We start from the raw sequence: 23,621 nt of genomic DNA, 5'->3' as shown, positions 1-23,621 counted from the left end.
AGGCGCTCCATGGAGCGCCTTTTTATTGCTGGTTGATAACCTGCACGATACCGATCAGGCATCAGGCATAAGCCGCTAGCGTACCTTTCATTTTCTTCAGGGCCGCGCTCTCGATCTGGCGGATTCGTTCGGCCGAAACACCGAATTCGTCGGCCAGTTCATGCAGTGTCGCGCCAGAACCGTCGTCATTGGCCAGCCAGCGCGCTTCGACGATACGGCGTGAGCGCGGATCGAGCTTGCCGAGCGCCGTTTCCAGACCTTCGGACTGCAGACGGTCGTACTGGCGCGCCTCCAATGTCCTGGTCGGCTCACTTGCCTCCGACGACAGATACGCGATCGGTGCGAACTTGTCGTCTTCATCATCGCTTGGCGCATCGAGTGCTATATCGTGGCCGGACATACGGGTTTCCATCTCAATGACTTCCTCCCGTTTGACGTTCAGCGACTTGGCCAGATCGTCGACCTGTGCCGGCGTCATTGCATCGAGGCCTTCCTTATGGCTGCGCAGGTTGAAGAACAGCTTGCGTTGGGCCTTCGTCGTGGCAACTTTGACGAGCCGCCAGTTTTTCAGGATGTACTCATGCATCTCGGCCTTGATCCAGTGCATCGCATACGACACCAGACGAACCCCTTGGTCAGGGTCGAACCGCTTGACTGCCTTCATCAAGCCAATATTGCCTTCTTGAATCAGATCGGCATGCGGCAAGCCGTAGCCGAGGTAACCACGTGCAATCGAAACGACCAGCCGCAGGTGTGACATCACCAGCTTTTGCGCTGCGCCCAAATCATTCTTTTCACGGAACTCACGCGCAAGCGACGTCTCTTCCTCATGCGTGAGCATGGGGATACGGTTCACAGCCGAAATATACGCTTCAATATTGCCAAGGTTTCCCGAGAAACCCAGCGCCAAAGCATTCTTTGCGGATGGAACCAATGCGGACTGTGCAGATGCGTTCATTGTTTCTCCTTGCTTCACGAGTTTCGATTACCGTCAAATGCCAGTAATTCACTCCTTGTTGAGCATTATATTAGCACTCCCCGCAGCAGAGTGCTAATCACCGATTTCAACGATGTTCATAGGGTAGACCTATTGCACTTCCGTAACGATTGGTCAAGGAGACTTTAGGCCACACCGGGTGCAGTAAGTTGCGAGGGCTCAAAGAAAAAGCAGGAAATTGCCTAAAAGCTTTAATCAGCCGGGCTTAGCCAAGTCGTGCTAGATGCCGCTTAACCGACATCAACGCACCAATGAGGCCTAAACCGGCACTGATTAGCAAAAGAGCAAACTGGGTTTGCACAGTGAGCGGAGTCAGCCGGAATTCCGACGCGTAAAGCCGGGCAAATTCCGTAATGGCGCCATTCAGCGGTCCCAAGGCAAGTGCGACCACGCCAAGTGCCAGGATACCTGCCGCCAAGCCGAGTAATGCGCCAGAATAGTAGAACGGCCGGCAAATAAAGCTATCCGTTGCACCAAACATCCGGCACACCTCAATTTCCTCGCGCTGGGTCATCACCTGCAACCGGATGGTATTGAAGACGACTGCCACGACCACCACACCCAAGGTTGTGGCAAGAAAGAGCAGGGCAATCCGCAGCACCTGCATCAATGCGGCCAGCCGCTTGACCCAGGCTGAATCGATTTGGACATATTCGACGCCAGGAAGGTTTTTCAGTTGTGCGGCAATCGCTTCGACACGCGCTGCATCACTGCTGCTTTGTACACCGGACAATTTCAGGACATAGCCGTCGGGCAGCGGATTTTCTCCAAGCGCCGTGATCGCATCCGACAACCCGGTTTTATCCTTCAGTAAGGTCAACGCGCGTTCGCGTGGAATAAACTCCAGCCGCCCGGTGCTCTGAGAAGCCTGCACGATATGGCGGATTTGCGGTGCCAGCGCCGTCACCCGCTCGCGCGGTGTATCGATTGCCATGAACAGGCTGATTTCCGGTTCCACCGCCAGTTGCTCGGATACTGGCCGGACATTCTCAAGAATGGTCAGTCCGGCAATCGGAAGCGCCAGGGCAATCGCCACGACCAGCACATTCAGGATAAAGCTGCCGGCCGAAGAAGCTACGTGAGCCATTGCATCCCGGAGGGCGGCAAGATGTTGTGAAAGCCAGCTCATAATGCAGATTCCTGCGTGAGATGCGTTTCCGGGTTTTTTGTGAGACGTCCGCCGTCAAGATAGATGATGCGGTCGGCGTTACGCAGGATAGCTTCGTCGTGCGTTGCGATCAGGCAAGTTACGCCAGCCTCATGAAAGGCCGTGAGTGCATCCATCACCCGGTTCGCGCTGGCACGGTCGAGATTTGCGGTCGGCTCGTCTGCCAGAATGATTTGAGGACGGTTGACGATGGCACGGGCGATGGCCACGCGCTGCTGTTCACCGCCCGACAGCGCGAGCGGTTCCGAGGCCGCCTTGTCGGCCAGACCCACTTTGTCCAATGCTACTCGTGCCCGCTTTTCGGCTTCATTGCGGGTCGATCCGGTCACCAGTAAGGGCAGCATCACGTTGGCAACCACGCTACGGTCGCTCAAGAGGTTGGCTGGTTGGAACATCAGTCCAAGATTGCGGCGAAGATAAGGGATTCCCGACGCTGATAGCTTGCCGATATCCTGGCCATTCACCAGGACGTTGCCCGAAGTTGGTCGCTCGATCGCAGCAATCATCTTCAGCAAGGTCGATTTGCCGGCACCTGAGGGGCCGGACAGGTACGCCAGCTCTCCCTTGGCGATTGATAGCGTGATGTCCGCCAACGCCGAACTGCCTCGGCTGTATTGCTTGGAAACCTGCCTGAATTCGATCATGTCAGCAAAGCTTCAACAAATTCTTCAGCATTGAAAGGCTGGAGGTCCTCGATCTTTTCGCCTACGCCAATAAAGTACACTGGAACCGGACGCGTCTTGGCGATCGCTGCCAGGACACCACCCTTGGCGGTGCCGTCGAGCTTGGTCACGATCAGACCCGTAAGCCCGAGCGCATCGTCAAATGCCTTGACCTGCGCCAGTGCGTTCTGGCCGGTATTGCCGTCGATGACGAGCAAGATTTCGTGCGGTGCGGACGCCATCCCTTTACCGATGACACGGCGCACCTTCTTCAATTCTTCCATCAGGTGCAGCTGGGTCGGCAGGCGACCAGCAGTGTCGATCATCACGACGTTCGTGCCGCGCGCCCGTGCTGATTGCACGGCATCAAACGCCACTGCGGCGGGATCGCCTGACTCCTGTGCAATCACCGACACGTTGTTGCGCTCGCCCCAGATGGCCAGCTGTTCCCGCGCTGCCGCGCGAAAGGTGTCTCCGGCGGCCAGCAACACGGACTGCTGATGAGCCTGGAGGTGTTTGGCCAGTTTGCCGATGGTAGTGGTCTTGCCGGCACCATTGACACCGGCAATCATCATCACCAAAGGCTGATGCCGGCCGAGCACCATCGGTTTCTGCAGCGGCGTCAGCATGTCGATCAGCAGTGTGCGCAAGGCAGTCTTCACTTGGTCAGCATCGGTCAGCTTCTCGCTTTTCACCTTTTTCTTGAGCGAATCAAGAATGAACTGTGTCGCCTCGACACCCGCGTCGGACACCAGCAGCGCCGATTCAAGCTCTTCATAAAGATCTTCATCAATCTTTGCACCGACAAACAGGGTTGTCAGATTGCTCGACGTTTTGGATAAGCCGGATTTAAGGCGTTGCATCCAGGAACGCTTTTGCTCGAGTTCGGTCGGTGCGGCCGGAACGATCTCGCCTTCTTCATTGTCTTCCTCGAAGGCAAGTGCCGGGGTCGCCGGTTCCGCTGTCGAGGAAGAAGCGGGCGCTGGCGTCGTTACGTCCTGGGCTAGCTCGTCTTCAGGCTGGGGAAATGGAGTGGCATCACGCTTGAACAAGCCGAACCACGACTTTTGTTCAGTGGCAGGCGATTCCGGGACGGAAGCTGAAACAGGCGCTGGCGTACCTTCAACCGGAGTCGTGGTCTGGGGCTCGTTGGTAGAAGCGGGCGATTCCTGCGGCGCAGGCGTATCTTTCGGTTTTTTCTTAAAGAAACTAAACATTCGGGTAGGGAGGAGTGGCAGTTCGGCGCGCGCAAAGCTGCGCAGCTGAAAGAAGATACAATCGGAACCTCATTTAATGTGCGGCGCTCTTTTACAGTCAATTATGCGTCCGCTGCATCATCACTAGCCCCGTATTTTATCAGAGCACAGAATATGAAATTCCGGATTGCCATCCTGCTGTCGGCGTGCGTGCTGAACTGGTTGCCTGTTACTGCAGGCGCTGCCGACATCGCGCAAGAGTTCATGCTGGATAACGGCATGAAAATTATCGTCAAGGAAGACCATCGCGCACCGACGGTGGCGCACATGGTTTGGTACAAGGCGGGTTCGATGGACGAGCAGAACGGCACGACCGGAATTGCGCATGCTCTTGAGCACATGATGTTCAAAGGCACCAAATCGCTCAAGCCGGGCGAATTCAGCCAGCGTGTCGCAGCGCTCGGCGGGCGCGAAAACGCGTTCACCAGCAAAGACTACACCGCATACTTCCAGCAGATAGAAAAGTCGAAGCTGGAACAGGTAATGCGCCTTGAATCGGACCGTATGGCAAACCTGATTTTCGATAAGGACGAGTTCGCGCGCGAGATCCGTGTCGTGATGGAAGAACGACGCTGGCGCACCGAGGACCAGCCTATTCCGCAGGTCTACGAGGCCCTGAATGCCACAGCCTTCATGGCGCATCCTTATCATCACCCCATCGCTGGATGGATGGAAGATTTGAAAAGCATGACCGTGCAGGACGCAAAGAGCTGGTATGACCGCTGGTATGCGCCAAACAATGCAGTGATGGTCGTGACCGGAGATGTCGACGCCAGGCAGGTGCTGGCGCTTGCCCAGAAGTATTACGGCAAGATCCCGCGCAAGGCTGTGCCGACGACACGCCCACAGGACGAACCTGAGCAGCGCGGCATCCGGCGCGTGACCATCAAGGCGCCGGCGGAGAATCCCTATGTCGTCATGGCATTCAAGGCACCGACCCTGCGCGATGTCGAAAAGGATGACGAATCCCATGCACTCGATGTGCTCGCCGCCATTCTTGACGGTTACGATAATGCGCGACTGAATGCCAAATTGGTACGAACCGACAAAGTCGCCAATTCGGCGGGGGCCGGTTATTCCAATGTCGCACGCGGCCCGGCATTGTTCCTGCTCGACGGCACGCCGTCGCAAGGCACGACCACCGAACAACTCGAAAAGCTGCTGCGTGCAGAGGTCGACCGCATCGCCAAGGAAGGGGTATCGCAAGAGGAACTAAAACGTGTGAAGACGCAGTTGATCGCTGGCCAGATCTATAAGCGCGATTCGATTTTCGGCCAGGCGATGGAAATCGGTGTCATGGAAATGAGCGGGTTATCGCATACCAAGATCGACCGTATCATTGAGAAGCTGAAAGCGGTTACCAGCGAACAGGTCCAAGCCGTTGCGCAAAAATATTTCAGCGATGACACGTTGACTGTAGCAACCCTGGTCCCGCTGCCATTGTCCGAGAAAAAATCCGCTCCGCCGCCCAAGGGCCTGCGCCATTAATCGAGGAATGATGATGTTCAAACGCTTTTTCTTTGCCCTGGCCGGCATGGCCATCGGTTTTACCGGCATTGCACCGGCACATGCCGCTTTGCAGATACAGTCGTGGTCGCTTGCCAACGGCACACGTGTGCTGTTTGTCGAAAACCATTCGATCCCGGTCGTCGACCTGAGCGTCGAGTTCGACGCGGGTTCTCGCCGCGACCCACAAGACAAGTCGGGCGTCGCTTCACTGACCAACGCCATGCTCGCGCGCGGCTTGCGTGAATCGACCACGCCGGTCGCGGAACCGGCGATGACGGAAGCACAGATTTCCGACGCCTTTGCCGACACCGCGGCACAACGCGGAGGCGGGGCAGGTGGTGATCGTGCCGGCGCCAGCCTGCGCACGCTAAGCAGTCCCGCCGAACGCGATGCTTCGGTCACATTGCTGGCTCGGTTGCTGGCCCATCCCAGCTTTCCGGAAAACTTCCTGGCTCGCGACAAAGCGAGAACAATTGCCGCGATCAGGGAAAGTGAAACCAAACCGGAGTCGATTGCCGACAAGGCCTTCTGGCGTGTGCTCTACGGTAGTCATCCCTATGCCAGGCATGAAACCGTCGCTTCGGTGGAGTCAATTACGCGTGATGATCTGGTTGCTTTTCACAATGCCCACTACGTAGCCAACCGCGCCATTGTGTCCATCATCGGTGACCTGAGCCGTGCTGACGCCGACGCGATCGCGCAACAGTTGACGGCGCGCCTGCCGGAAGGGACTTCCTTGCCTGAACTGCCCTCGGTCGACATTGCCCCGCCCAAGGAAGAACGCATCGCGCATCCCGCATCGCAAGCGCACATCCTGTTAGGCATGCCGGCTATCGCGCGCGGCGATCCTGATTATTTTCCCTTAATGGTTGGAAACTACACGCTCGGCGGGGGTGGCTTCGTTTCACGGTTGACGCGCGAGGTGCGCGAAAAGCGCGGACTCTCATACAGCGTCTATAGCTATTTCAACCCGCTTGCGCAACCAGGGCCATTCCAGGCAGGCCTGCAGACGCAAAAAGAGCAAACCGACAATGCATTATCCGTTGTTCGCGACACCATCTCGACCTATCTGCGTAACGGTCCGACAGAGCAGGAAGTGAAAGCCGCCAAGGACAACCTGATCGGTGGTTTTGCGTTGCGTATAGACAACAACAAGAAGATTCTCGACAACATTGCCGCGATCGGTTTTTACCGACTGCCTCTGAATTATCTCGACACCTGGACCAGTAATGTGGCCAAGGTAACTGCAGCCGATATCAAAGCGGCGTTCAATCGCAAAGTCGCACTCGATAAAATGTCGACAGTTATCGTCGGCAGTGCGGCCAGCAATGCGGACACGGCGAAATGACGCGACCCAACAGCATGCAGGCTAGTCGTAAAAACAGGCCGGCGCCTGCTCCACGTCATGCAGGACCAGCACGCCAGGTGCGTATCATAGGTGGTCAGTGGAAAAGGACGCCGCTGGCTGTGCTTGATGCGGAAGGACTGCGTCCTACGCCGGACCGCGTCCGCGAAACCGTCTTCAACTGGCTCAATCACCTGTTCGATGGGAACTGGACCAGAGTGCGCTGCCTGGACTTGTTTGCAGGCACGGGTGCACTCGGTTTTGAAGCGGCAAGCCGTGGCGCTGCCGGTGTGCTGATGGTGGAAGACAGTGCGGCTGCCGTGCGACAGCTCGATGCAACACGCGACAAGCTAAAGGCGACACAGGTCGACATTCGACGTGGGGATGCCTTGGCGACAGCGCACACCCTGTTGCGACACGACATGCGCTTCGAACTGATCTTCCTCGATCCGCCATATCACCGCGACTGGCTGGTAAAAATACTACCTGTTTGCCGGCAACTGTTGGCCGACGGCGGCATGGTATATGCTGAAGCTGAAACACTGCTGGACACCGAAGCGGAAGGTGAATCCACGCCGAATTGGCTGGATGGGTGGGCAGTCGTGCGAGCAGACAAGGCGGGCATGGTGTTCTATCACTTGCTGCAGCGCAAAAGCATGCCGGAAAATCAGGCATAATGCGCGTTCCGGAATTTGTTTCATCACTGGTCAGGGAGCCAAGATGGTCACAGCAGTTTATCCAGGCACGTTCGATCCACTCACGCGCGGCCACGAAGATCTGGTAAGGCGCGCTTCGGGTTTGTTCGACAAGCTGGTGGTAGGCGTTGCCGACAGCAAGAACAAGCGGCCGTTTTTTTCGATGGAAGAGCGTCTATCCATCGCCAACGAGGTGCTGGGCCATTATCCGAACGTGCAGGTCGAAAGCTTTTCGGGCTTGCTGAAGGATTTTGTGCGTGCGCATGATGCGCGCGTCATCGTACGCGGTCTGCGTGCGGTGTCGGACTTCGAATATGAATTCCAGATGGCTGGCATGAACCGCTACCTGTTGCCCGACGTCGAAACCTTGTTCCTGACGCCGTCGGACCAATATCAATTCATATCCGGCACCATTGTGCGCGAAATCGCCACACTGGGCGGTGATGTCTCCAAGTTTGTCTTCCCTTCGGTCGAAAAATGGCTGAAGGAAAAATTGGCTGCCAGCGGCAAATAAGCCGCATCCTCATCGCGGCATTCGCCAACCGGCGAATGCGCGGGCAGCACAGCAGAGGTTGTTATGGCATTAATGATTACGGACGAATGTATCAATTGCGACGTGTGCGAGCCCGAGTGCCCGAACGACGCGATTTACATGGGGACCGAGATCTACGAGATCGATCCCGACAAATGTACGGAGTGCGTCGGCCACTTCAATGAGCCGCAATGCCAGCAGATATGTCCGGTGGAATGCATTCCCTTCAACCCGGCCTGGCGGGAAAGCAAGGAACAACTGCAGGCAAAGTATGAGCGCCTGCAAGCGGAAGCAGCGGCGAAAAACCAGGACAAGGCACAGGCATAGCGCCGATTCGGATTGCCTTCAGCCTGCGGCAATCACGCGGTTCCGACCTGCTTCCTTCGCTTTGTAAAGTGCCTGGTCAGCCTGCGCCACCAGGCGCTGGGCGGCTGCTTCGACACTTTCCGCGCTCGCCTTCGTATCCAGTGCGGCAACCCCCAGTGACACCGTCACATCGAGCGTCTGGCCGCTGAGCAGCACCAGCGGATGTTCCGCAATCCCAAGACGGATACGTTCGGCGACATTCACCGCATCCACCTGTTCGGTATCGATCAGCAGGACGACGAATTCCTCACCACCGAAACGCCCAAGCGCATCGCTCAGGCGCAGTTCCGCCTTGATGCGAGCGGCCACGCCTCGCAATACTTCGTCACCGGCCTGATGTCCCATGCGGTCGTTGATGCGCTTGAAATGATCGATATCGATGTACATGCAGGACAAGGCATAGCTCTGACGCCATGAGCGGCCGATTTCCTCAAGCAGGCGGCGCTCGATGTAGCGTCGATTGTTGACGCCGGTGAGCGGATCGGTCAACCCGATATGCTTCAGCCTCTCGGTATTGATGACGTTTTCAACGCAGATGGCGATGATGGACGCCAGGTGTTCAATGAATTCCGTACTCAGTGCCGGCGCAAAACGCTTAGTATCGTCGCTACCAAGATTCATGCAGCCGATCAGCTTGCCATGCCGAACAAGAGGCAAAATGGCCACGCTGGCTGGCGGCACAATCGGTTCAGGGAAAACGCGGCCATGCAGTTCTTCTGAATAAGTACCTAATACGGGCTTGAACAATTTGCCTGCAAGCTCGCCGAACTCGGCTTCTTCCTGCAGGAAGAGCAGGTGAGGAAATTCCGCCTGCTGGATGCTGAGATCGACCAGGATGCGGCGAATGTCGTAATCCGGGTCAAGCAAAGTCAGGGTCACCACATGGAGGCCAGCTGAACTTGCGAAGGTATCGAAGACCGTATCAAGCAGTTCACGCAGGCTGCCGGCCGAAATGAATTGCAGGTCGAATGCCTGATGCTTTTGCAGGATGCGCTGGTTTTTTTCCGCCTGTGCCAATAGCTGCACCAGCTGCTCGCGCAGCCGCCTGTTTTCTGCAACCAGGTCTTGCGTCATCGGCGAAGGCTCCGTGTCAGGGCATCGGCGAGACGGGCGGCGGATGCTCAAAGGGCTTGAACGAAAATTCGTTTATACCAATCCCCACCTGTAACGTGACAAATGAGAGCGCTGGATTTTTTTGACTGGCAAGGCGCAGGAGGAGTCAATTGCCTTGCTATTGACGACGAGTGCAACGCCAGCAGCCGGGAAAAGGCGCGATGTCATGGTGCGTTATGGGTTGGGATTGGTATTAGATACTACCGTGTCCCATCCTGGGTCACAATAGACCGGATGGCAACTAGAAATGTAATAAGGCGGGCTCGAATCGAGCGATGCACATCATGCATCTGTTATCCGCGTGTTGTCAGGTCAGAATGCGATGTTGATATCGACTTCCTGCCCAACCCGCAACACTTGGCCTTCGCCTTCGAGCAGGATGGCATTCATGCCAAATGTAATGCCGCCATCAACGCGGGGATTGGCTCGGTAGGTTTGCAGGATGTCGAGCGGATTGGGGCCAAATTCGCCGGTTGCCTGATCCACTGAAGGCATGGGACAGCGTGGGCAGGGCTTGACCGGCTTGAGCACGGCATCGCCGATCCTGAATGATTCGGTGACATCTTCCTCGAAGGCCTCGATGCCATTCACGACGATATTCGGGCGGAAGCGATTCATCGGTAGCGGTTGCCGACCTTGCGCCTGTAGCTTGCTATTGAGGTCGGCGAGCGAGGCTTCGGAGATCACCAGCATTGGATAGCCGTCTGCAAACAAGGTTGGTACTTCCAGACCATTGGTCCATTTCTTGTTGGCGATCCGCTTGGCTTCGGCATGAAAACGCACGAGACGGCATGGCGTGCCTAAAAACTTCGAAAACCATGTCGCCGTGGTTTCGTCGCAGTCATACGCGTGTACCGGTTCGCCCCAGACGTGCACCGTCAGCGTGGTTTCCTCGGATGGATCGGGCAGGCCAAGCGGCACTTCCAGCCGCAGCATGCCTGGTGCGCGCAGTTCCAGCGTGTCGGCCTTGATGCGCGGAACGATCAGGGCCATCTTCGGATAATCGCGCTGCGTCATGAACTGTCCTTCCGCATCCACCACCATCCATTCGCGATCATAGATCTGCTCGCTCATCAGGCCCGCAGGCGTGACGGTCGCCTCACGCAGGGAAATGCCGGCGCAGGATTTAATCGGATAAAGATTCAGTTCGGTCAGGATGGGCATGGCGCGTTGGATTTACGTAGTGCTTAGACGTTAAACAGGAAGTTCAGCACATCGCCGTCCTTGACAATGTATTCCTTGCCTTCGGCGCGCATCTTGCCGGCTTCCTTCGCACCCTGTTCGCCCTTGTAGGCAATGAAGTCTTCGAAGGCGATCGTTTGCGCGCGGATGAAGCCGCGTTCGAAATCGGTGTGGATCACGCCGGCTGCCTGCGGTGCGGTCGCACCAACCGGAACCGTCCATGCACGCACTTCTTTCACGCCTGCGGTGAAATAGGTCTGCAGGCCGAGCAGCTTGAAGCCGGCACGGATCAGGCGATCGAGGCCCGGTTCTTCCATGCCCATGTCGGCCAGGAATTCGCCCTTGTCTGCATCATCGAGATCGGCGATTTCCGCTTCGATCGCGGCGCAGATCGCGACGATAGGTGCATTCTGTTCCTGCGCGTAGGCGGTCAACTGGTCGAGCAGCGGGTTGTTGGTGAAACCGGTGTCGGAGACATTGGCTACGTACATGGCTGGCTTGGCGGTGATCAGGCAGAGCGACTTGATGATCGCCATTTCTTCTGCGTCCAGACCCATGGCGCGTACCGGCTTGGCATCGTTCAGTTGCGGCATGATGCGTTCCAGCAGATCGACCAGCTTGGCCGCTTCCTTGTCGCCGGAACGTGCTTTCTTGTTTTCGCGGTGGATTGCCTTTTCGACGGTGCCCATGTCAGCCAGTGCAAGTTCGGTCTGGATGACGGCGATGTCATCAAGCGGACTGACTTTACCGGCGACGTGGATCACGTTCGGGTCTTCGAAGCAGCGCACGACGTTGACGATCGCATCGGTTTCACGGATGTGTGCGAGGAACTGGTTGCCGAGGCCTTCGCCCTTGGACGCGCCCGCTACCAAGCCGGCGATGTCTACAAATTCGACGACAGCGGGGACAATGCGCTCGGGCTTGACGATGTCGGAAAGCTGCTTGAGGCGGGGATCCGGAACTTCCACGATGCCGACGTTTGGCTCGATGGTGCAGAATGGATAATTTTCCGCAGCAATGCCCGCTTTGGTCAGTGCATTGAATAGGGTGGATTTGCCGACGTTAGGCAGGCCGACGATGCCGCATTTGAGACTCATGCGTATAACTTTCTAAATCAAGGGTTAGCCGTGTTTCAAATTCATTTGGGATGCCGACTAACGTCTAAGCAGCTTGAATTCCAATCTGGCACAGAAAAAAGAGCTACGGCAATGCAGCGCGGCGTCGCGCGAGACAATTCTTGCCGGTTGGTTCCTCAAAAGAGCAATTGTAACCTTCTCTGAAGGTCTGATCCAAAGACTGACTGTGATAGGCGCTATCGACTTTTTGAATCGCAGGGCATGTGATGAAAGCCGCGAGACGAAATGTTCAAAAATTGTCCCTCCAAGCAGATTTGTTAGATAAAATTGCGATCCAATATTGTAAAAATTGCAATGAAATGGCTTTATTTTTGGCAAAGGTATTACGCAGTTCACTTGTTGTCTTTGGCATAGGCGTATCCATTTCATTGATTTGGTACGCGCTTTACGTTCTCCATGAAGAGGACTATTACCCTCAGCGAGGCTCTCTTGCTTACCTTTTAAAAATGTCGGGGCTCATTCGCGGCGTGCCGATTATTGAGCCCGTGGACGAGCCGGAATATTACGGTAGCTCCGGAGACGGTAACAAGCCTCCGCAGTCTGCTGTCATCTATCTGACCCGGAACAGGAACGGCAATCTGCTTGCTATGCAGATTAGCGCCTATCTCCAATCTGTTGGTTTTGCTTTGGATACATCGAAAGACAGCCATGAGACTCTCTTCTTCAGTCAAATGAAGCCGATCTATGATGCACGCTTTACAGGACGGGGAAGCCAAGCGGTCGCCGTGCTTATTAGTCCTACGTCAGGCCCCGAGCAGTTGGAAGTCCGGATAATCCATTATGAATAGCAAAGGAATTACTTGTGACTACGCGTGAGGATATTCGTAGCGGGCGCCTCGTTTACACATGCAATTGCGGTTGGATCGATCTCGGACATTTGACCTCTTCATCGGTCCGTCCACATGCCAGCGCGAGATACTTGTGGCAAGACATACTTCATGAAAATGGTCTCGACATTCCAGGTTATCAGGGCAAGCATGTTGTCGGGTACCGGCAATCTATGGGCCGCTATGGAGTTTCGACGGAACACTTCCGCGCCTATTGGGTGAAAAAGGGTTTGTCGATTGCACAGAAACAGTCAGTAGCACTTTCCATTTTCATGGAGGTATCGCTTGGTTTTGAAAGCATGCAGGAACAGTATTCTTGGCTTACCAATAGCGGCTACAGTGAAGAAGATCTGGTCTCAAATCTAGTGGGGTTTTATATCGAGGTCCTCGGGGTAAATTGGGTGAGCGCCTGCAAGCCAGTGTCTCAGAAAGCGGCGCAAGCTGTCTGGGATGGGTACGGATCTGTCGGCTCACACAAAAACAGGGCATTCAAACCAAATTTATATCCATGTGAAGAATGCAAGGGAATTCACCGTATCGTGACTCCGACCTTTCCATCGATATTTCAGTCAATTCAACCAGCAAGGAAGGGAAAAGACTATAACGAAGCGGGAAAGGATATGCCGCTGCCTAAGCATCTCCAATCTGCACTTTATCGGCAGTTGTAACCTGTGACCAATGAAGAAAAGCTTAGATCGGTTGTACCAGATCGAGGTTTGGCTTTTCGACAAATTCGGCCAGGGCATCGCGCAGGCGCTCGCCTTCGCCGATGGCCAGCTTCCAGTTCAGAATACGCGCCGCATGGTTCAGGCCGTAATAATGGAAATCGTTACGATCAGGTAGTTTTCCCAAGGACAAGGTTTGCAGGAAATCGCGTGACGGCGAAAGCAAAATGACATTATCCAGCCATTCGCGGTTGCGGCCGATATTGGCGCGCCGCCAGGGCATGGATTTATCCAGCCAGCCTGGGACGATTTCATTGCTGAAATGCGGATACAGCACCAAGCCGCCATCCGCATTGCCGGCGATGCGGGAGTACGGCAATGCCAGGTGATAGTCGATCAGGCCGCCGTCCCAGTAGGTGCCGATCAGTGCATGGGGAATATGGCGGACCGGTTCCATGGTGAACGGAAGAGTGCCCGATGCCAGCAAGGCGCTGTTCAGGTTGTCAGCGGAGAGTGGAGCAAAGGCCGTATGGAAGGCATCGAATTTTGCCTTGAGCCAGAAAGCCGGCTCCCTCTCGTCGCCAATGACAACTCTGGCGAGGTGGTTTGCCAGTTGGGAGCGTGATACGAAATTGCCCAGAACGGCAAGGCCGAAGCCGGTACTCACCGAAACATTGCGTGTCGGCGCCTTCAGCAAACCGCGTCCGCGCGACACCAGGATCTGCAGGCGGTAATGCGGATGGTTGAGTATTTCATGCTCATGTCCGCCTACGGTCCCGTTCAGGACCGCCTTGCAGGTGTCGGTGACATAGCGCGCGGATGGTCGGCGTGGATAAGTCTGTTCGCAATAGAGATCGCCGAGGCGCAGGAAGCCCGACACCGGATCGGCGAGGCAGGCGGCCGCCATGCGCCACGCGCCGATCGACGCGCCGATCAATGTACGTTCACGCGGTGCCGATGGCAACCAGCTACCGAACATCCACTGGTCGAGCTTTTGCAGGATCAGCCCCTTAGGGCCACCGGCTGCGCCAGGAATGATGGCAATATCCTGTGCACGCAAGCCGTTGGCGCGCAGATGAGCAAGCGCCTTCGGGCCGGCGTGGATTGAAAGCGGGCCATTCATGTATGGTCGTGGCCAAGGTGTTGCATGACATAGTCCGTGTAGTCTGTCGCCATTGGTGCGGTTACGGAAAGGGACATGCCTATTTTGCCGTTGAATGCAGTTTCATCATTGCCGCCTCAAACTTGCCTTCGCAGAGCATGGGAATCACATCGATGCTTTTTTCTATCGCTTCGTTGATCAGCGCCTGTTCTTCCTTGCGCGGACGATGAAGTACGAAGTCGACGACGGGTTGCTGCAGGTTCAGCGAGCGTGGATGCCCGATGCCGATGCGCAGCCGCCAGTAATCCTGGGTGCCGAGCGCAGCGGTAATGTCTTTCAATCCATTATGGCCGCCCGAAGATCCGCCTTTCTTGATTTTCGCAGCGCCAGGGGGCAGATCGAGTTCGTCATGGACAACCAGCACTTCGTCAGCCGCGATTTTGAAAAAGCGGGCGAGTGCGCCGACCGACTGGCCCGAACGGTTCATGTAGGTCTGCGGCTCCAGCAGCCAGACTTCCTGACCTGCAATGCTGGTTTTGCATGCCAGCGCGTTGTAACGGGATTCCCGCACGAGGCGGTTTCCGGCCAAGTTGTCGACCAGCCAAAAACCGGCGTTGTGCCTTGTCTGTTCGTATTCAGGGCCCGGATTTCCCAAGCCGACGATGAGGCGTATGGACATGCTGTTAGGTTTGCCCGAGTTGCTGCCAAAACGGCAATTGCAAGGCGAAAATATCAAAGACCCTGATTATCGGGGATGTTGCAGGTTGCCGTCCAATGCAGCATAACGCTGAAGGCGCTTCCGTCGGACTGATGTGCGTACTGTGTCCATTCATTGCGAATGTGAGGTGCCATGTTCCTGTTGTTCCAAGCTGCCCAGGATGTACTGCGTCATGCTTGTCGCAAGCTCATGTTCGCCGATAAACACCTTGCCTGCCTTTTCCCGCCGTAGCAGAACAGCTTCGCTTTCACTATGGGTACGAACTACGGTTTGAATGGTGGGGTTGAGTGCTCGCGCGGTTTCGATCATTGCCCGCACGCCAAACGTGTCGGGGGTCGCTACTACCAGCATCGAAGCGCGAGCGATATGTGCCTGGATCAACACTGCCGGTTCGGCGGCGTCGCCCGCGACGGCGGGGATCCCCTGCTTGCGCAACTCCTCGATCCGCTCACGATTCTGGTCGGCGACAACAAAATGTATTCCCCGCGCAGCCAGATCATCGGCAATGCGCCGGCCCACGCGACCATAGCCAACCAGCACCACCTGCCCGTTAAGCTTATTCTGGTCTGTTGTCATCGGCAATTCGGCCAGGGGGTCATCAGGACGTTCAAATTTACGGGCAAGGTCGGACTTGGAGCGTATCCAGTTTTGCAAAGGTTCGACCAGCTTGAACACCGCTGGATTCAATGCAATCGAAATGATAGCGCCGGCAAGAATGAAGCTTTGCGCTTCCTTGGGCAGTAGACCCAGTGACATTCCCAGGCCGGCAAGGATAAACGAGAACTCGCCGATCTGCGCCAGGCTTGCCGATACGGTGAGCGCGGTGTTGAGCGGGTAGCGGAGCATCAACACGAGGACAAACGCTGCAATCGATTTGCCGATCACGATGACAGCAACCACGGCTAGGACCTGCAACGGATACTGCACGAGTACAAGTGGATCGAACAGCATGCCGACCGAAACAAAAAACAATACGGAAAATGCGTCCCGGAGCGGAAGGGATTCCTCTGCCGCGCGATGGCTGAGTTCTGATTCGCGCAAGACCATGCCGGCAAAGAAGGCGCCGAGGGCGAACGACACGCCAAATATTCTGGACGAGCCGTAGGCAATACCGACTGCAGCGGCAATGACGCAAAGGGTGAACAATTCGCGCGAGCCGGTCCTAGCGACTCGCCATAACAGCCACGGGAAGAGCTTGCGTCCCACAACAAGCATGAACACGATGAAGGCAATGACCTGTCCCAGCGTCAGGGCAAGTGTCTTCCACAGCGTACCGCCTTCTTGGCCACCGCTGCCGCCGAGCCATCCTGACAGCGCCGGCAATAGCACCAGGACCAGCACGGTGACCAGATCCTCGACGACCAGCCAACCGACTGCGATCTGTCCGTTAATGGAATCTAAAATTCCCCGGTCTTCAAGCGCTCGCAGAAGAACGACCGTACTGGCGACAGACAGTGCGAGTCCGAATACCAGGCCGGCGCCCAGACTCCAGCCCCACCAATGCGCAAGTCCTACCCCCATTGCGGTCGCAACGACGATCTGCAAGATCGCGCCGGGCAGGGCGATACGTCGTACCTGCAAAAGGTCATCGACTGAAAAATGCAGTCCAACGCCAAACATGAGCAGCATGACGCCAATTTCCGCGAGCTGCGCTGACAGCTCTATATCTGCGACAAAGCCCGGAGTTGCAGGGCCAATCAGAATGCCAGCAGCGAGATAGCCAACTAGGGCTGGCAGCTTCAAGCGAATGGCCAGCATTCCGAAGATCAGGCCAAGGCCCAGGGCAGCGGCAATTGTCGTAATCAGGCTGACGTCATGTGGCATGCGGGACTGTTCCTCCAAGGTTGAAAAGATGAAATTTTGTGGCTGGGCGAACGAGCGATTTTACAGACGATTGATGGCCAGGAAGTAGCCCCGGTCGAATGCGGGCTTGGCGAATATACGGAAATTCTGCTGGCTTGTATGAAGGCAATTTGTCCTGACGATAAGTACCAGCCGCCATAAAAATGAAACCCCGCCACATGGGCGGGGTTTCATGGTTGCGAAATACGCAATACCAATTACTTCTTCTCTGCGTCACCTTCGGCGGCAGCTGCGTCGTCAGCAGAAACCTGACCAGCCGGTACGCTTGCAGTTGCGATGGTCGGATCATCCTGACCGTGCAGTACTGCGGACACGCCCTTCGGCAGCGTGATATCGGACAGGTGAACTGTCGCACCAACTTCGACTGTCGACAGGTCGACTTCGACGAATTCCGGCAGGTCGCTCGGCAGGCACGTTACGTCCAGTTCGTTCATTACGTGGCTGATGATCGCACCACCCAGCTTTACAGCTGGCGAAATCTCGGCGTTTATGAAATGCAGCGGCACCTTGACGTGGATCTTCTGGTTCTGGTCAACGCGCTGGAAGTCAGCGTGCAGGACGAGTTGCTTGAACGCGTGCATTTGGAAGTCGCGCAGCAGGACTTTTTCAACCTTGCCTTCAATTTCCATGTCGAGGATCGACGAGTGGAATGCTTCCTTTTTCAGCGCGTGGAACAGCGCGTTGTGGTCGAGAGCGATAGCGACCGGTGCAGCCGTACCACCGTAAATGATGCCCGGTGTCTGGCCAGCATTGCGCAGGCGGCGGCTCGCTCCGGACCCCTGCTCTTTGCGTGGGAATGCAACTACTTTCATATTAAATCTCCAGTGATTGCAAGGCATCTGCCTTGCGTTGCCGTCCCCCGCGACCAGGGGACGAAAAGACCTGGCTCGCCGGAAGGCGGGTCCAGGGAAAAGCGTAAATCTTAATCTGCGAACAGAGAGCTGACTGAGTCACCTTTGGTGATGCGCTTGAAAGTCTCAGCCAGTAGTTCCGCCGATGTGAGCTGACGGATCTTCGGGCAGGCACGTGCGGCAGCGGTCAGCGGAATGGTGTCGGTAACGACGAGTTCGTCCAGAGGGGATGTTGCAATGCGCTCGATCGCCGGACCTGACAACACGGGATGCGTACAGTAGGCGACCACTTTCTTGGCGCCACGCTCTTTCAACACTTCGGCTGCCTTCGTCAGTGTGCCTGCAGTGTCGACCATGTCGTCCATGATCACGCAGTTACGGCCTTCAACTTCACCAATGATATGCATGACTTCGGACACATTGGCCTTGGGGCGGCGCTTGTCGATGATCGCGAGGTCACAGTTCAGGCGCTTGGCCAGCGCGCGGGCACGAACCACACCGCCGACGTCAGGCGATACGACTAGCAGGTCGTCGTAATTCTTTTCTACCAGATCCGACAGCAGGATCGGCGAGGCATAGATGTTGTCGACAGGAATATCAAAGAAGCCCTGAATCTGGTCGGCATGCAAGTCCATGATCAGGACGCGTTCGACACCTGCCTGTTGCAACATGTTGGCAACAACCTTGGCTGAAATGGCAACACGGGCGGAACGTGGACGACGGTCCTGGCGGGCATAACCGAAATAAGGGATGGCGGCAGTGATACGACCTGCAGACGCGCGCTTCAGTGCATCGACCATCAGCATGATTTCCATCAGGCTGTCATTGGTTGGAGCACAAGTCGACTGCAATACGAAAACATCCTTGCCACGGACGTTTTCGTTGATTTCCACCATGACTTCACCGTCGGAAAATTTCGATACCACCGCCTTGCCGAGAGGAATTCCAAGCTGTTTGGCCACTCCTGCGGCCAGCTCCGGATTGGCGTTGCCGGTAAAGACCATCAGGTTTTCGAGCGCCATGGGACACCTAGGTGATTGAGTGGGTTAAAAATTTGAAAAGCCGCCAAGGCTTTGACGTATCGTCTTGCGTTGGCGGCTTGTGAGTTTCTTCTATATTTTAATGGCAGGGGAAGAAGGATTCGAACCTTCGAATGCCGGAATCAAAATCCGGTGCCTTGACCAACTTGGCGACTCCCCTACACAACCGGTTGTTCAACATCGCACTCTTCTGCAATACCAAACGAATTCTTGACTTACGAACCTAGCAAGTGCGAGAGCGGGTGGCGCTCGATCGCTTTGGCTTTCCATGCTTTCCAGTTCCCCGGACCGGTTTTGCGTACTGCTTGCAAAACTTCCTCTGCTTCATGTTCATGCGAAAACGCGCAGAACACACATGCACCGGAACCAGTCATCCTCGCATCTCCGTATTGTCTCAGCCATTCAATGGCTTCGGCAATCGCTGGAAAAAGCCTTGTTGCCACGACTTGCAGGTCGTTTTTTCCGAAGCCGGTAGACGCCTCAGGAAAGTCCGTTATTCTGACGACTTTTGTATCCCTTGTCAATTCCGGATCGGAAAATATCGCAGCTGTTGGTGCCGAGACACCGGGTTCGATTACAACATACCAATATGGCGGCGTGTTGAGTGGGGTAAGTGTTTCGCCTACCCCCTCGGCAAATGCATTCCTGCCAAAGATGAAAAACGGCACGTCGGCGCCCAGTTGCAATCCGAGATGCATCAGCTGTTTCCGGCCTAGGCCGGTATTCCACAGATGATTGAGGGCGATCAGGGTAGTTGCGGCATCGGAGGATCCCCCGCCCAGTCCGCCGCCCATTGGAAGGCGCTTGTCGATGGCGATGTCGACGCCAAAGCGGGTGCCGGTTTCTGTTTGCAGCAGGCGGGCGGCGCGCACAATCAGGTCCGACGCTTCCGGTACGCCGGCAATTTCGGTCGTGCGTTTGATCTCAGCATCTTCCCGCATCATGAAATGCAACTGGTCACCATGGTCCAGCAACTGGAATGCGGTCTGCAACAGGTGATAGCCGTCCGCGCGACGCCCCGTCACGTGTAGAAAGAGATTCAGCTTGGCAGGCGCAAGGCAGTCGTTCAGTGTTCTTGCCATGTATCGATCACAATGCGGATGGAGACGTCGCCGGCTTGTGCGGTATTGCGCGCGAGGTCAATGCGGCGTGGCCGACTCTGTGGCGATGCCTCATCCTGCCAGTTGGCGTATCGGATGCGCCAGTCGTCACGCGTGGTGAAGTCGCTGGCTTGCGGGTTGGCGATAAAGCGCTTTCCGGAGGCATCGATGCCGAAGCCTTGCAGCCATTGACGCAGCCCGGATACCGGTAGCGGCCAGCCGAGGGTTTCGGCTGTCAATGCATCGACATCGGGTGCGGAACGCACTGGCTGGTTGGCCTGGCGCAGCGTTGCGCCCTCTGGTGTCACGTCGATCACCGCCACTGTTTGCCCCAATGGCGAGAGGATGGTGACGGTAGTCTGTGCCGCAGTCTGTGCCCAGGTGAAGCTGCCATGCAAAGCCTCTTCTTTCTGGCTGCCTTGATAGCGTACCGACAAGCGGCCAGCCAGGTCGACGTTGTCGCTGAAGCTGCGTGCGACTGGAGACGATGCCGTTGGATTTGTCTCGAACGAAGGTGCGGAAGACGGAGAATTAAGGCTCGCACAACCCACGACGGGTACCCACAGCGCCGCAAGCAGTATGCGGCGCCCAATAGACCGCTGCGTCATAGGTTCACATTGAGCCGCGCCAGCGTACTCTTGAGAGTGTCGTTCTGCGGATCCTTGGTCTGGGCATCGCGCCATAATTTCTGCGCATCGGCCTTCTGGCCCTTTACCCACAATACTTCGCCGAGATGGGCTGCAATTTCAACGTCAGGGCGCAGTTCATACGCACGACGCAGCGACGCTTCCGCATCTTTCAGTTTACCGAGGCGGAACTGGATCCAACCCATGCTATCCAGGATGAAAGGATCGTCCGGCGCCAGTTTGAGCGCCTTGTCAATCAGCGTGAATGCTTCATCAAGACGGATGTTGCGCTCGGCCAGAGAGTAGCCAAGGGCATTGTAGGCATGATGGTTGGATGGCGCGAGCTGCATGATCTTGCGCAGCGACGCTTCCATCGCCTCATACTGGTTGCTCTTTTCCGCGACCATTGCGTGGTCGTAGAGCAGGTCGGTATTCTCGGGAAACTTCTTCAGTCCGGCCTTGAGCACTTCCAGGGACTCCTGCAGGCGGTTTGCATCACGCAGCAATTGCGCTTCGGCGAGCAGCATTTGCGACTCTTCGCGTTCACCGCTGACGGTAGTGTCGTGCAAGGCTTTGCGAGCACCGACGATATCGCCGCGCTTGGCGATTATTTGCGCGCGCTTGATTTGCGCGGTCAGGTAGTTTTCACCCGGTTCGATCTGCGAAAGCCATTTCAGGGCCCCATCGGTATCCTTGCGGTCCTCGGCGATCTGGGCCAGCAGCAGCTGCGCCTGCGAAGGATCTCGCTCATCGTCCGGATTGGCTGCCAGTACGTTGAGATAGCTGGTCAGGTGTTTTTCCGCTGAAGGCAAGTCATTGGCCTGCACTTCGAGCACGCCGAGTGCGTAGAGCGAGGTCAGATCCTGAGGCTGTTCTTTCAGGAGCGCTTCAAACTGGGCTCGCGCCGCCGCAAACTGTTTCTCTTCAACCAGGTTACGCGCATAAGCAAGACGTACTTCACGTGCTTTGGGATTCTTCGCAATGAAGCTGGAAATGATGCGGTTGGCTTCGGCCTTGTCAGGTGTGACCTGGGCGAGGGCGAGCACGGCGATTTCCGAGTCTGGCTTGGCTTTCAAGGCGAGCTGTGCTTCGCGGCGGGCCCGCTCATTGTCGCCGGCGGCAAAAGCACCCTGGGCAAGCGCAAGGTGCGATTCCGTCATGTCGAGATAGGGTGCGAGCACTTCTTCGAGCAGGGTGAATGCGGCGGCTTTATCCTTGGCCCTGGACAGCAGGCGTTGCATCTGGAAAGCGAGCAGGCCCCGAGTCTGCGGGCGTGCTTCCTTCAGACGCTGTTCAAGGATGGGCTTGGCCTCGGCAAGATTGTCGCTGAGTACGACGAAGCTCAGATAGTATTGCGCCGCTTCATCGGAATTGGGCGCAAGGCTGCGCCACAGGCGTACTGCGTTAAGCGCTTCGTCGGCCTGTTTTGCACTGAGTGCAATTTCCGCTGCGCGCTTCGCGAGACGTGGGTCACGTGTCTGCTGCGCGGCGGCCATATCCGTCACATAGGCGCTTTGCCAGTCACCACGCTGGAAAGCAAATTCGGAGGCCAGCAATTTGTAGAGCAATTCTTCGGTCAGTTCAGTCTTTGGCAGGCTGTCTTCTTCTTTGGATTCACTAGGTGTCGCTCCGGCACGCTGCGCGACGGTATGCGTCCGGATCGGCCCGGTTTCTGCCGTAGTGACCGAGGACGGCGTGTTGTCGGTCGACTGGATCGCTGTCTGGGGCTGCTGCGCTGTCTGCGATTGTTGGCTGACCGAGGCGCATGCCGACAAGACGAGCAGCAGAGTTACAATAAGAAGAATGTTTTTCAAGGGATATTCCCGGCAATTCAAGCAGAGTTAATTCTACGCCCAACGGTGGGGCAATGCAGTATTGGCAGGGTGCCGGCTCAGTATTGCACGTCGTGTATTGAAACCGGCGCAAACCGTCAACAACTGAGTCTACTCATAGCACGCTTGTTCCCCATGAAATTTGTCTTTATATAAAGAGTTAGCTTCCAGAATGCCTGAATTACCCGAAGTAGAGGTGACCCGGCGCGGCGTCGCGCCACATCTTGAAGGCCGTGTGGTAACTGCGGTTGTCCTTCGCCACACCGGACTGCGTTGGCCTTTTCCCCCAAACCTGAGCGAATTGCTGGTCGGCCGCACGATATTGCGCACTGGCCGACGCGGGAAATACCTGCTGATCGGATTCGAGCATGGCACTTTAATCGTGCATCTTGGCATGTCCGGACATTTGCGTATCCTGCCGCAATCGACGCTGGCGCAAAAGCATGATCATTTTGACCTGGAAGTAGGCGACCAGATCATGCGCCTGACCGATCCACGCCGCTTCGGTGCGGTGCTCTGGCATGGCAACGAAGAAGGCGTGCTGGATGAGCATCTGCTGTTACGCAGCTTGGGCGTCGAACCGCTGGAAGACACATTTACTGCCTTGCTGCTGTATAAGCAGACGCGCAAGCGCAGCGCACCCATCAAACAAGTGTTGCTCGCAGGAGACATTGTTGTGGGCGTAGGAAATATCTATGCATCGGAAAGCCTGTTCAAAGCTGGCATCAATCCCAAGGTTGCAGCACATCGGATTAGCTTGGCGCGCTATGAAAAACTGGCCAAGGCGATTCGTGAAACCTTGGCCGCCGCCATAGAGAAAGGCGGTAGTACGCTGCGTGATTTCATGGCAGCCGATGGTCAGCCTGGCTACTTTCAGCAAAGCTATTTTGTGTATGACCGGGCCGGCGATCCATGCCGGGTTTGCGGCAATGAAGTCCGGCAATTGAAGCAAGGCCAGCGGTCGACCTTTTATTGTCCAAATTGTCAAAAGTAAGCCCGGGTGCTAGATTCGTGAATACAACTCAGATGAATTGGG

23 protein-coding genes and 1 tRNA gene are annotated in these 23,621 nt (G+C 56.2%); 8 read left to right on the top strand and 16 right to left on the bottom strand.

Annotated features, from left to right (window positions below; translation table 11 throughout):
• Positions 1 to 61: 61 nt before the first annotated feature.
• From rpoH to ftsY, 4 genes are all read right to left on the bottom strand, one after another.
• The gene (gene rpoH, locus ACFQUU_RS14500; RefSeq protein WP_382248268.1) at positions 62 to 958 is read right to left on the bottom strand and encodes an RNA polymerase sigma factor RpoH; all 897 of its coding nucleotides are present in this window, start codon (positions 956 to 958) and stop codon (positions 62 to 64) included.
• Between the two features lie 244 nt (positions 959 to 1,202).
• Positions 1,203 to 2,129, bottom strand: a complete 927-nt coding sequence (gene ftsX / locus ACFQUU_RS14495) for a permease-like cell division protein FtsX (RefSeq protein WP_382248533.1) — start codon at positions 2,127 to 2,129, stop codon at positions 1,203 to 1,205.
• Complete coding sequence (locus ACFQUU_RS14490; protein WP_382248266.1) at positions 2,123 to 2,809, bottom strand: cell division ATP-binding protein FtsE; 687 nt, start codon at positions 2,807 to 2,809, stop codon at positions 2,123 to 2,125. Before ACFQUU_RS14490 ends, ftsX begins: the two co-directional genes overlap by 7 nt.
• On the bottom strand, positions 2,806 to 4,044 hold the full coding sequence (gene ftsY / locus ACFQUU_RS14485) for a signal recognition particle-docking protein FtsY (protein ID WP_382248264.1): 1,239 nt from the start codon (positions 4,042 to 4,044) through the stop codon (positions 2,806 to 2,808). Before ftsY ends, ACFQUU_RS14490 begins: the two co-directional genes overlap by 4 nt.
• A gap of 153 nt (positions 4,045 to 4,197) precedes the next feature.
• Here ftsY and ACFQUU_RS14480 point away from each other — a divergent pair, with 153 nt between their 5' ends.
• The 5 genes from ACFQUU_RS14480 (at position 4,198) to ACFQUU_RS14460 (ending at position 8,491) form a co-directional block, all read left to right on the top strand.
• Positions 4,198 to 5,571 (top strand): M16 family metallopeptidase, encoded by a 1,374-nt coding sequence (locus ACFQUU_RS14480; protein WP_382248262.1) that lies wholly within the window; start codon positions 4,198 to 4,200, stop codon positions 5,569 to 5,571.
• A 13-nt stretch (positions 5,572 to 5,584) separates the two neighbouring features.
• Positions 5,585 to 6,940, top strand: a complete 1,356-nt coding sequence (locus tag ACFQUU_RS14475; RefSeq protein WP_382248531.1) for a M16 family metallopeptidase — start codon at positions 5,585 to 5,587, stop codon at positions 6,938 to 6,940.
• Positions 6,937 to 7,614, top strand: coding sequence for a 16S rRNA (guanine(966)-N(2))-methyltransferase RsmD (gene rsmD / locus ACFQUU_RS14470; RefSeq protein WP_382248260.1), 678 nt, complete (start codon positions 6,937 to 6,939; stop codon positions 7,612 to 7,614). Before ACFQUU_RS14475 ends, rsmD begins: the two co-directional genes overlap by 4 nt.
• 43 nt (positions 7,615 to 7,657) lie before the next feature.
• Complete coding sequence (coaD, locus tag ACFQUU_RS14465) at positions 7,658 to 8,146, top strand: pantetheine-phosphate adenylyltransferase (protein ID WP_057289892.1); 489 nt, start codon at positions 7,658 to 7,660, stop codon at positions 8,144 to 8,146.
• Between the two features lie 63 nt (positions 8,147 to 8,209).
• Complete coding sequence (locus ACFQUU_RS14460) at positions 8,210 to 8,491, top strand: YfhL family 4Fe-4S dicluster ferredoxin (protein ID WP_382248258.1); 282 nt, start codon at positions 8,210 to 8,212, stop codon at positions 8,489 to 8,491.
• A gap of 18 nt (positions 8,492 to 8,509) precedes the next feature.
• Here ACFQUU_RS14460 and ACFQUU_RS14455 read toward each other — a convergent pair whose 3' ends face one another.
• The 3 genes from ACFQUU_RS14455 to ychF all read right to left on the bottom strand — a co-directional run bounded on the left by ACFQUU_RS14455 (position 8,510) and on the right by ychF (position 11,922).
• Positions 8,510 to 9,604, bottom strand: coding sequence for a DUF484 family protein (locus ACFQUU_RS14455; protein WP_382248256.1), 1,095 nt, complete (start codon positions 9,602 to 9,604; stop codon positions 8,510 to 8,512).
• Positions 9,605 to 9,955: 351 nt separating this feature from the next.
• Complete coding sequence (locus tag ACFQUU_RS14450) at positions 9,956 to 10,807, bottom strand: MOSC domain-containing protein (protein WP_382248254.1); 852 nt, start codon at positions 10,805 to 10,807, stop codon at positions 9,956 to 9,958.
• A 23-nt stretch (positions 10,808 to 10,830) separates the two neighbouring features.
• A complete protein-coding gene (gene ychF, locus ACFQUU_RS14445) occupies positions 10,831 to 11,922 on the bottom strand; it encodes a redox-regulated ATPase YchF (protein ID WP_382248252.1) in 1,092 nt (363 codons plus the stop codon).
• 245 nt (positions 11,923 to 12,167) lie between these two features.
• On the opposite strand from ychF, the gene ACFQUU_RS14440 reads away from it, so the two are divergent.
• Positions 12,168 to 12,749: a hypothetical protein gene (locus ACFQUU_RS14440; protein ID WP_382248250.1), complete on the top strand. Its 582-nt coding sequence runs from the start codon at positions 12,168 to 12,170 to the stop codon at positions 12,747 to 12,749.
• Positions 12,750 to 12,880: 131 nt separating this feature from the next.
• Positions 12,881 to 13,456, top strand: coding sequence for a hypothetical protein (locus tag ACFQUU_RS14435; protein ID WP_382248248.1), 576 nt, complete (start codon positions 12,881 to 12,883; stop codon positions 13,454 to 13,456).
• Positions 13,457 to 13,478: 22 nt separating this feature from the next.
• Here the strand turns inward: ACFQUU_RS14435 and ACFQUU_RS14430 are convergent, their stop codons facing one another.
• The 9 genes from ACFQUU_RS14430 to ACFQUU_RS14390 form a co-directional block, all read right to left on the bottom strand.
• A complete protein-coding gene (locus ACFQUU_RS14430) occupies positions 13,479 to 14,576 on the bottom strand; it encodes a patatin-like phospholipase family protein (RefSeq protein WP_382248246.1) in 1,098 nt (365 codons plus the stop codon).
• 79 nt (positions 14,577 to 14,655) lie between these two features.
• Positions 14,656 to 15,234: an aminoacyl-tRNA hydrolase gene (gene pth / locus ACFQUU_RS14425; protein WP_382248244.1), complete on the bottom strand. Its 579-nt coding sequence runs from the start codon at positions 15,232 to 15,234 to the stop codon at positions 14,656 to 14,658.
• Positions 15,235 to 15,384: 150 nt separating this feature from the next.
• Positions 15,385 to 17,097 carry a YbaL family putative K(+) efflux transporter gene (ybaL, locus tag ACFQUU_RS14420; RefSeq protein WP_382248242.1) on the bottom strand — a complete coding sequence of 571 codons (1,713 nt, stop codon included), beginning with the start codon at positions 17,095 to 17,097 and terminating at the stop codon, positions 15,385 to 15,387.
• A gap of 236 nt (positions 17,098 to 17,333) precedes the next feature.
• Entirely contained in the window at positions 17,334 to 17,948 is a 615-nt protein-coding gene (locus tag ACFQUU_RS14415) for a 50S ribosomal protein L25/general stress protein Ctc (RefSeq protein WP_382248240.1), read from the bottom strand.
• Between the two features lie 110 nt (positions 17,949 to 18,058).
• Entirely contained in the window at positions 18,059 to 19,009 is a 951-nt protein-coding gene (locus ACFQUU_RS14410) for a ribose-phosphate pyrophosphokinase (protein ID WP_057289901.1), read from the bottom strand.
• Between the two features lie 101 nt (positions 19,010 to 19,110).
• Positions 19,111 to 19,187 (bottom strand) — tRNA-Gln (locus ACFQUU_RS14405).
• A gap of 55 nt (positions 19,188 to 19,242) precedes the next feature.
• Positions 19,243 to 20,109, bottom strand: a complete 867-nt coding sequence (gene ispE / locus ACFQUU_RS14400; RefSeq protein WP_382248237.1) for a 4-(cytidine 5'-diphospho)-2-C-methyl-D-erythritol kinase — start codon at positions 20,107 to 20,109, stop codon at positions 19,243 to 19,245.
• Positions 20,094 to 20,735 carry a lipoprotein insertase outer membrane protein LolB gene (lolB, locus tag ACFQUU_RS14395; RefSeq protein ID WP_382248235.1) on the bottom strand — a complete coding sequence of 214 codons (642 nt, stop codon included), beginning with the start codon at positions 20,733 to 20,735 and terminating at the stop codon, positions 20,094 to 20,096. Before lolB ends, ispE begins: the two co-directional genes overlap by 16 nt.
• On the bottom strand, positions 20,732 to 22,567 hold the full coding sequence (locus ACFQUU_RS14390) for a tetratricopeptide repeat protein (RefSeq protein WP_382248233.1): 1,836 nt from the start codon (positions 22,565 to 22,567) through the stop codon (positions 20,732 to 20,734). Before ACFQUU_RS14390 ends, lolB begins: the two co-directional genes overlap by 4 nt.
• 190 nt (positions 22,568 to 22,757) lie before the next feature.
• Here ACFQUU_RS14390 and mutM point away from each other — a divergent pair, with 190 nt between their 5' ends.
• Complete coding sequence (gene mutM / locus ACFQUU_RS14385) at positions 22,758 to 23,579, top strand: bifunctional DNA-formamidopyrimidine glycosylase/DNA-(apurinic or apyrimidinic site) lyase (protein WP_382248231.1); 822 nt, start codon at positions 22,758 to 22,760, stop codon at positions 23,577 to 23,579.
• Positions 23,580 to 23,621 lie beyond the last annotated feature (42 nt).

The sequence above is a fragment of the Herbaspirillum sp. GCM10030257 genome, assembly GCF_042666555.1.
Taxonomy (GTDB): domain Bacteria; phylum Pseudomonadota; class Gammaproteobacteria; order Burkholderiales; family Burkholderiaceae_D; genus Noviherbaspirillum.
Note: the sequence above shows the minus strand (reverse complement) of the source record. Positions and strands in the feature narration are given on the sequence as shown.

Bases quoted from the DNA above. Each gene is read 5' to 3' on its own strand.
- ACFQUU_RS14430 (WP_382248246.1), bottom strand. From the start codon at position 14,576: ATGAATGGCCCGCTTTCAATCCACGCCGGCCCGAAGGCGCTTGCTCAT.
- ACFQUU_RS14440 (WP_382248250.1), top strand. From the start codon at position 12,168: ATGAAAGCCGCGAGACGAAATGTTCAAAAATTGTCCCTCCAAGCAGAT.
- ftsY (WP_382248264.1), bottom strand. From the start codon at position 4,044: ATGTTTAGTTTCTTTAAGAAAAAACCGAAAGATACGCCTGCGCCGCAG.
- ACFQUU_RS14455 (WP_382248256.1), bottom strand. From the start codon at position 9,604: ATGACGCAAGACCTGGTTGCAGAAAACAGGCGGCTGCGCGAGCAGCTG.
- ACFQUU_RS14480 (WP_382248262.1), top strand. From the start codon at position 4,198: ATGAAATTCCGGATTGCCATCCTGCTGTCGGCGTGCGTGCTGAACTGG.
- ispE (WP_382248237.1), bottom strand. From the start codon at position 20,109: ATGGCAAGAACACTGAACGACTGCCTTGCGCCTGCCAAGCTGAATCTC.
- ychF (WP_382248252.1), bottom strand. From the start codon at position 11,922: ATGAGTCTCAAATGCGGCATCGTCGGCCTGCCTAACGTCGGCAAATCC.
- pth (WP_382248244.1), bottom strand. From the start codon at position 15,234: ATGTCCATACGCCTCATCGTCGGCTTGGGAAATCCGGGCCCTGAATAC.
- ybaL (WP_382248242.1), bottom strand. From the start codon at position 17,097: ATGCCACATGACGTCAGCCTGATTACGACAATTGCCGCTGCCCTGGGC.
- coaD (WP_057289892.1), top strand. From the start codon at position 7,658: ATGGTCACAGCAGTTTATCCAGGCACGTTCGATCCACTCACGCGCGGC.
- lolB (WP_382248235.1), bottom strand. From the start codon at position 20,735: ATGACGCAGCGGTCTATTGGGCGCCGCATACTGCTTGCGGCGCTGTGG.
- ACFQUU_RS14475 (WP_382248531.1), top strand. From the start codon at position 5,585: ATGTTCAAACGCTTTTTCTTTGCCCTGGCCGGCATGGCCATCGGTTTT.
- ACFQUU_RS14460 (WP_382248258.1), top strand. From the start codon at position 8,210: ATGGCATTAATGATTACGGACGAATGTATCAATTGCGACGTGTGCGAG.
- mutM (WP_382248231.1), top strand. From the start codon at position 22,758: ATGCCTGAATTACCCGAAGTAGAGGTGACCCGGCGCGGCGTCGCGCCA.
- ACFQUU_RS14410 (WP_057289901.1), bottom strand. From the start codon at position 19,009: ATGGCGCTCGAAAACCTGATGGTCTTTACCGGCAACGCCAATCCGGAG.
- rsmD (WP_382248260.1), top strand. From the start codon at position 6,937: ATGACGCGACCCAACAGCATGCAGGCTAGTCGTAAAAACAGGCCGGCG.
- ACFQUU_RS14450 (WP_382248254.1), bottom strand. From the start codon at position 10,807: ATGCCCATCCTGACCGAACTGAATCTTTATCCGATTAAATCCTGCGCC.
- ACFQUU_RS14415 (WP_382248240.1), bottom strand. From the start codon at position 17,948: ATGAAAGTAGTTGCATTCCCACGCAAAGAGCAGGGGTCCGGAGCGAGC.
- rpoH (WP_382248268.1), bottom strand. From the start codon at position 958: ATGAACGCATCTGCACAGTCCGCATTGGTTCCATCCGCAAAGAATGCT.
- ACFQUU_RS14490 (WP_382248266.1), bottom strand. From the start codon at position 2,809: ATGATCGAATTCAGGCAGGTTTCCAAGCAATACAGCCGAGGCAGTTCG.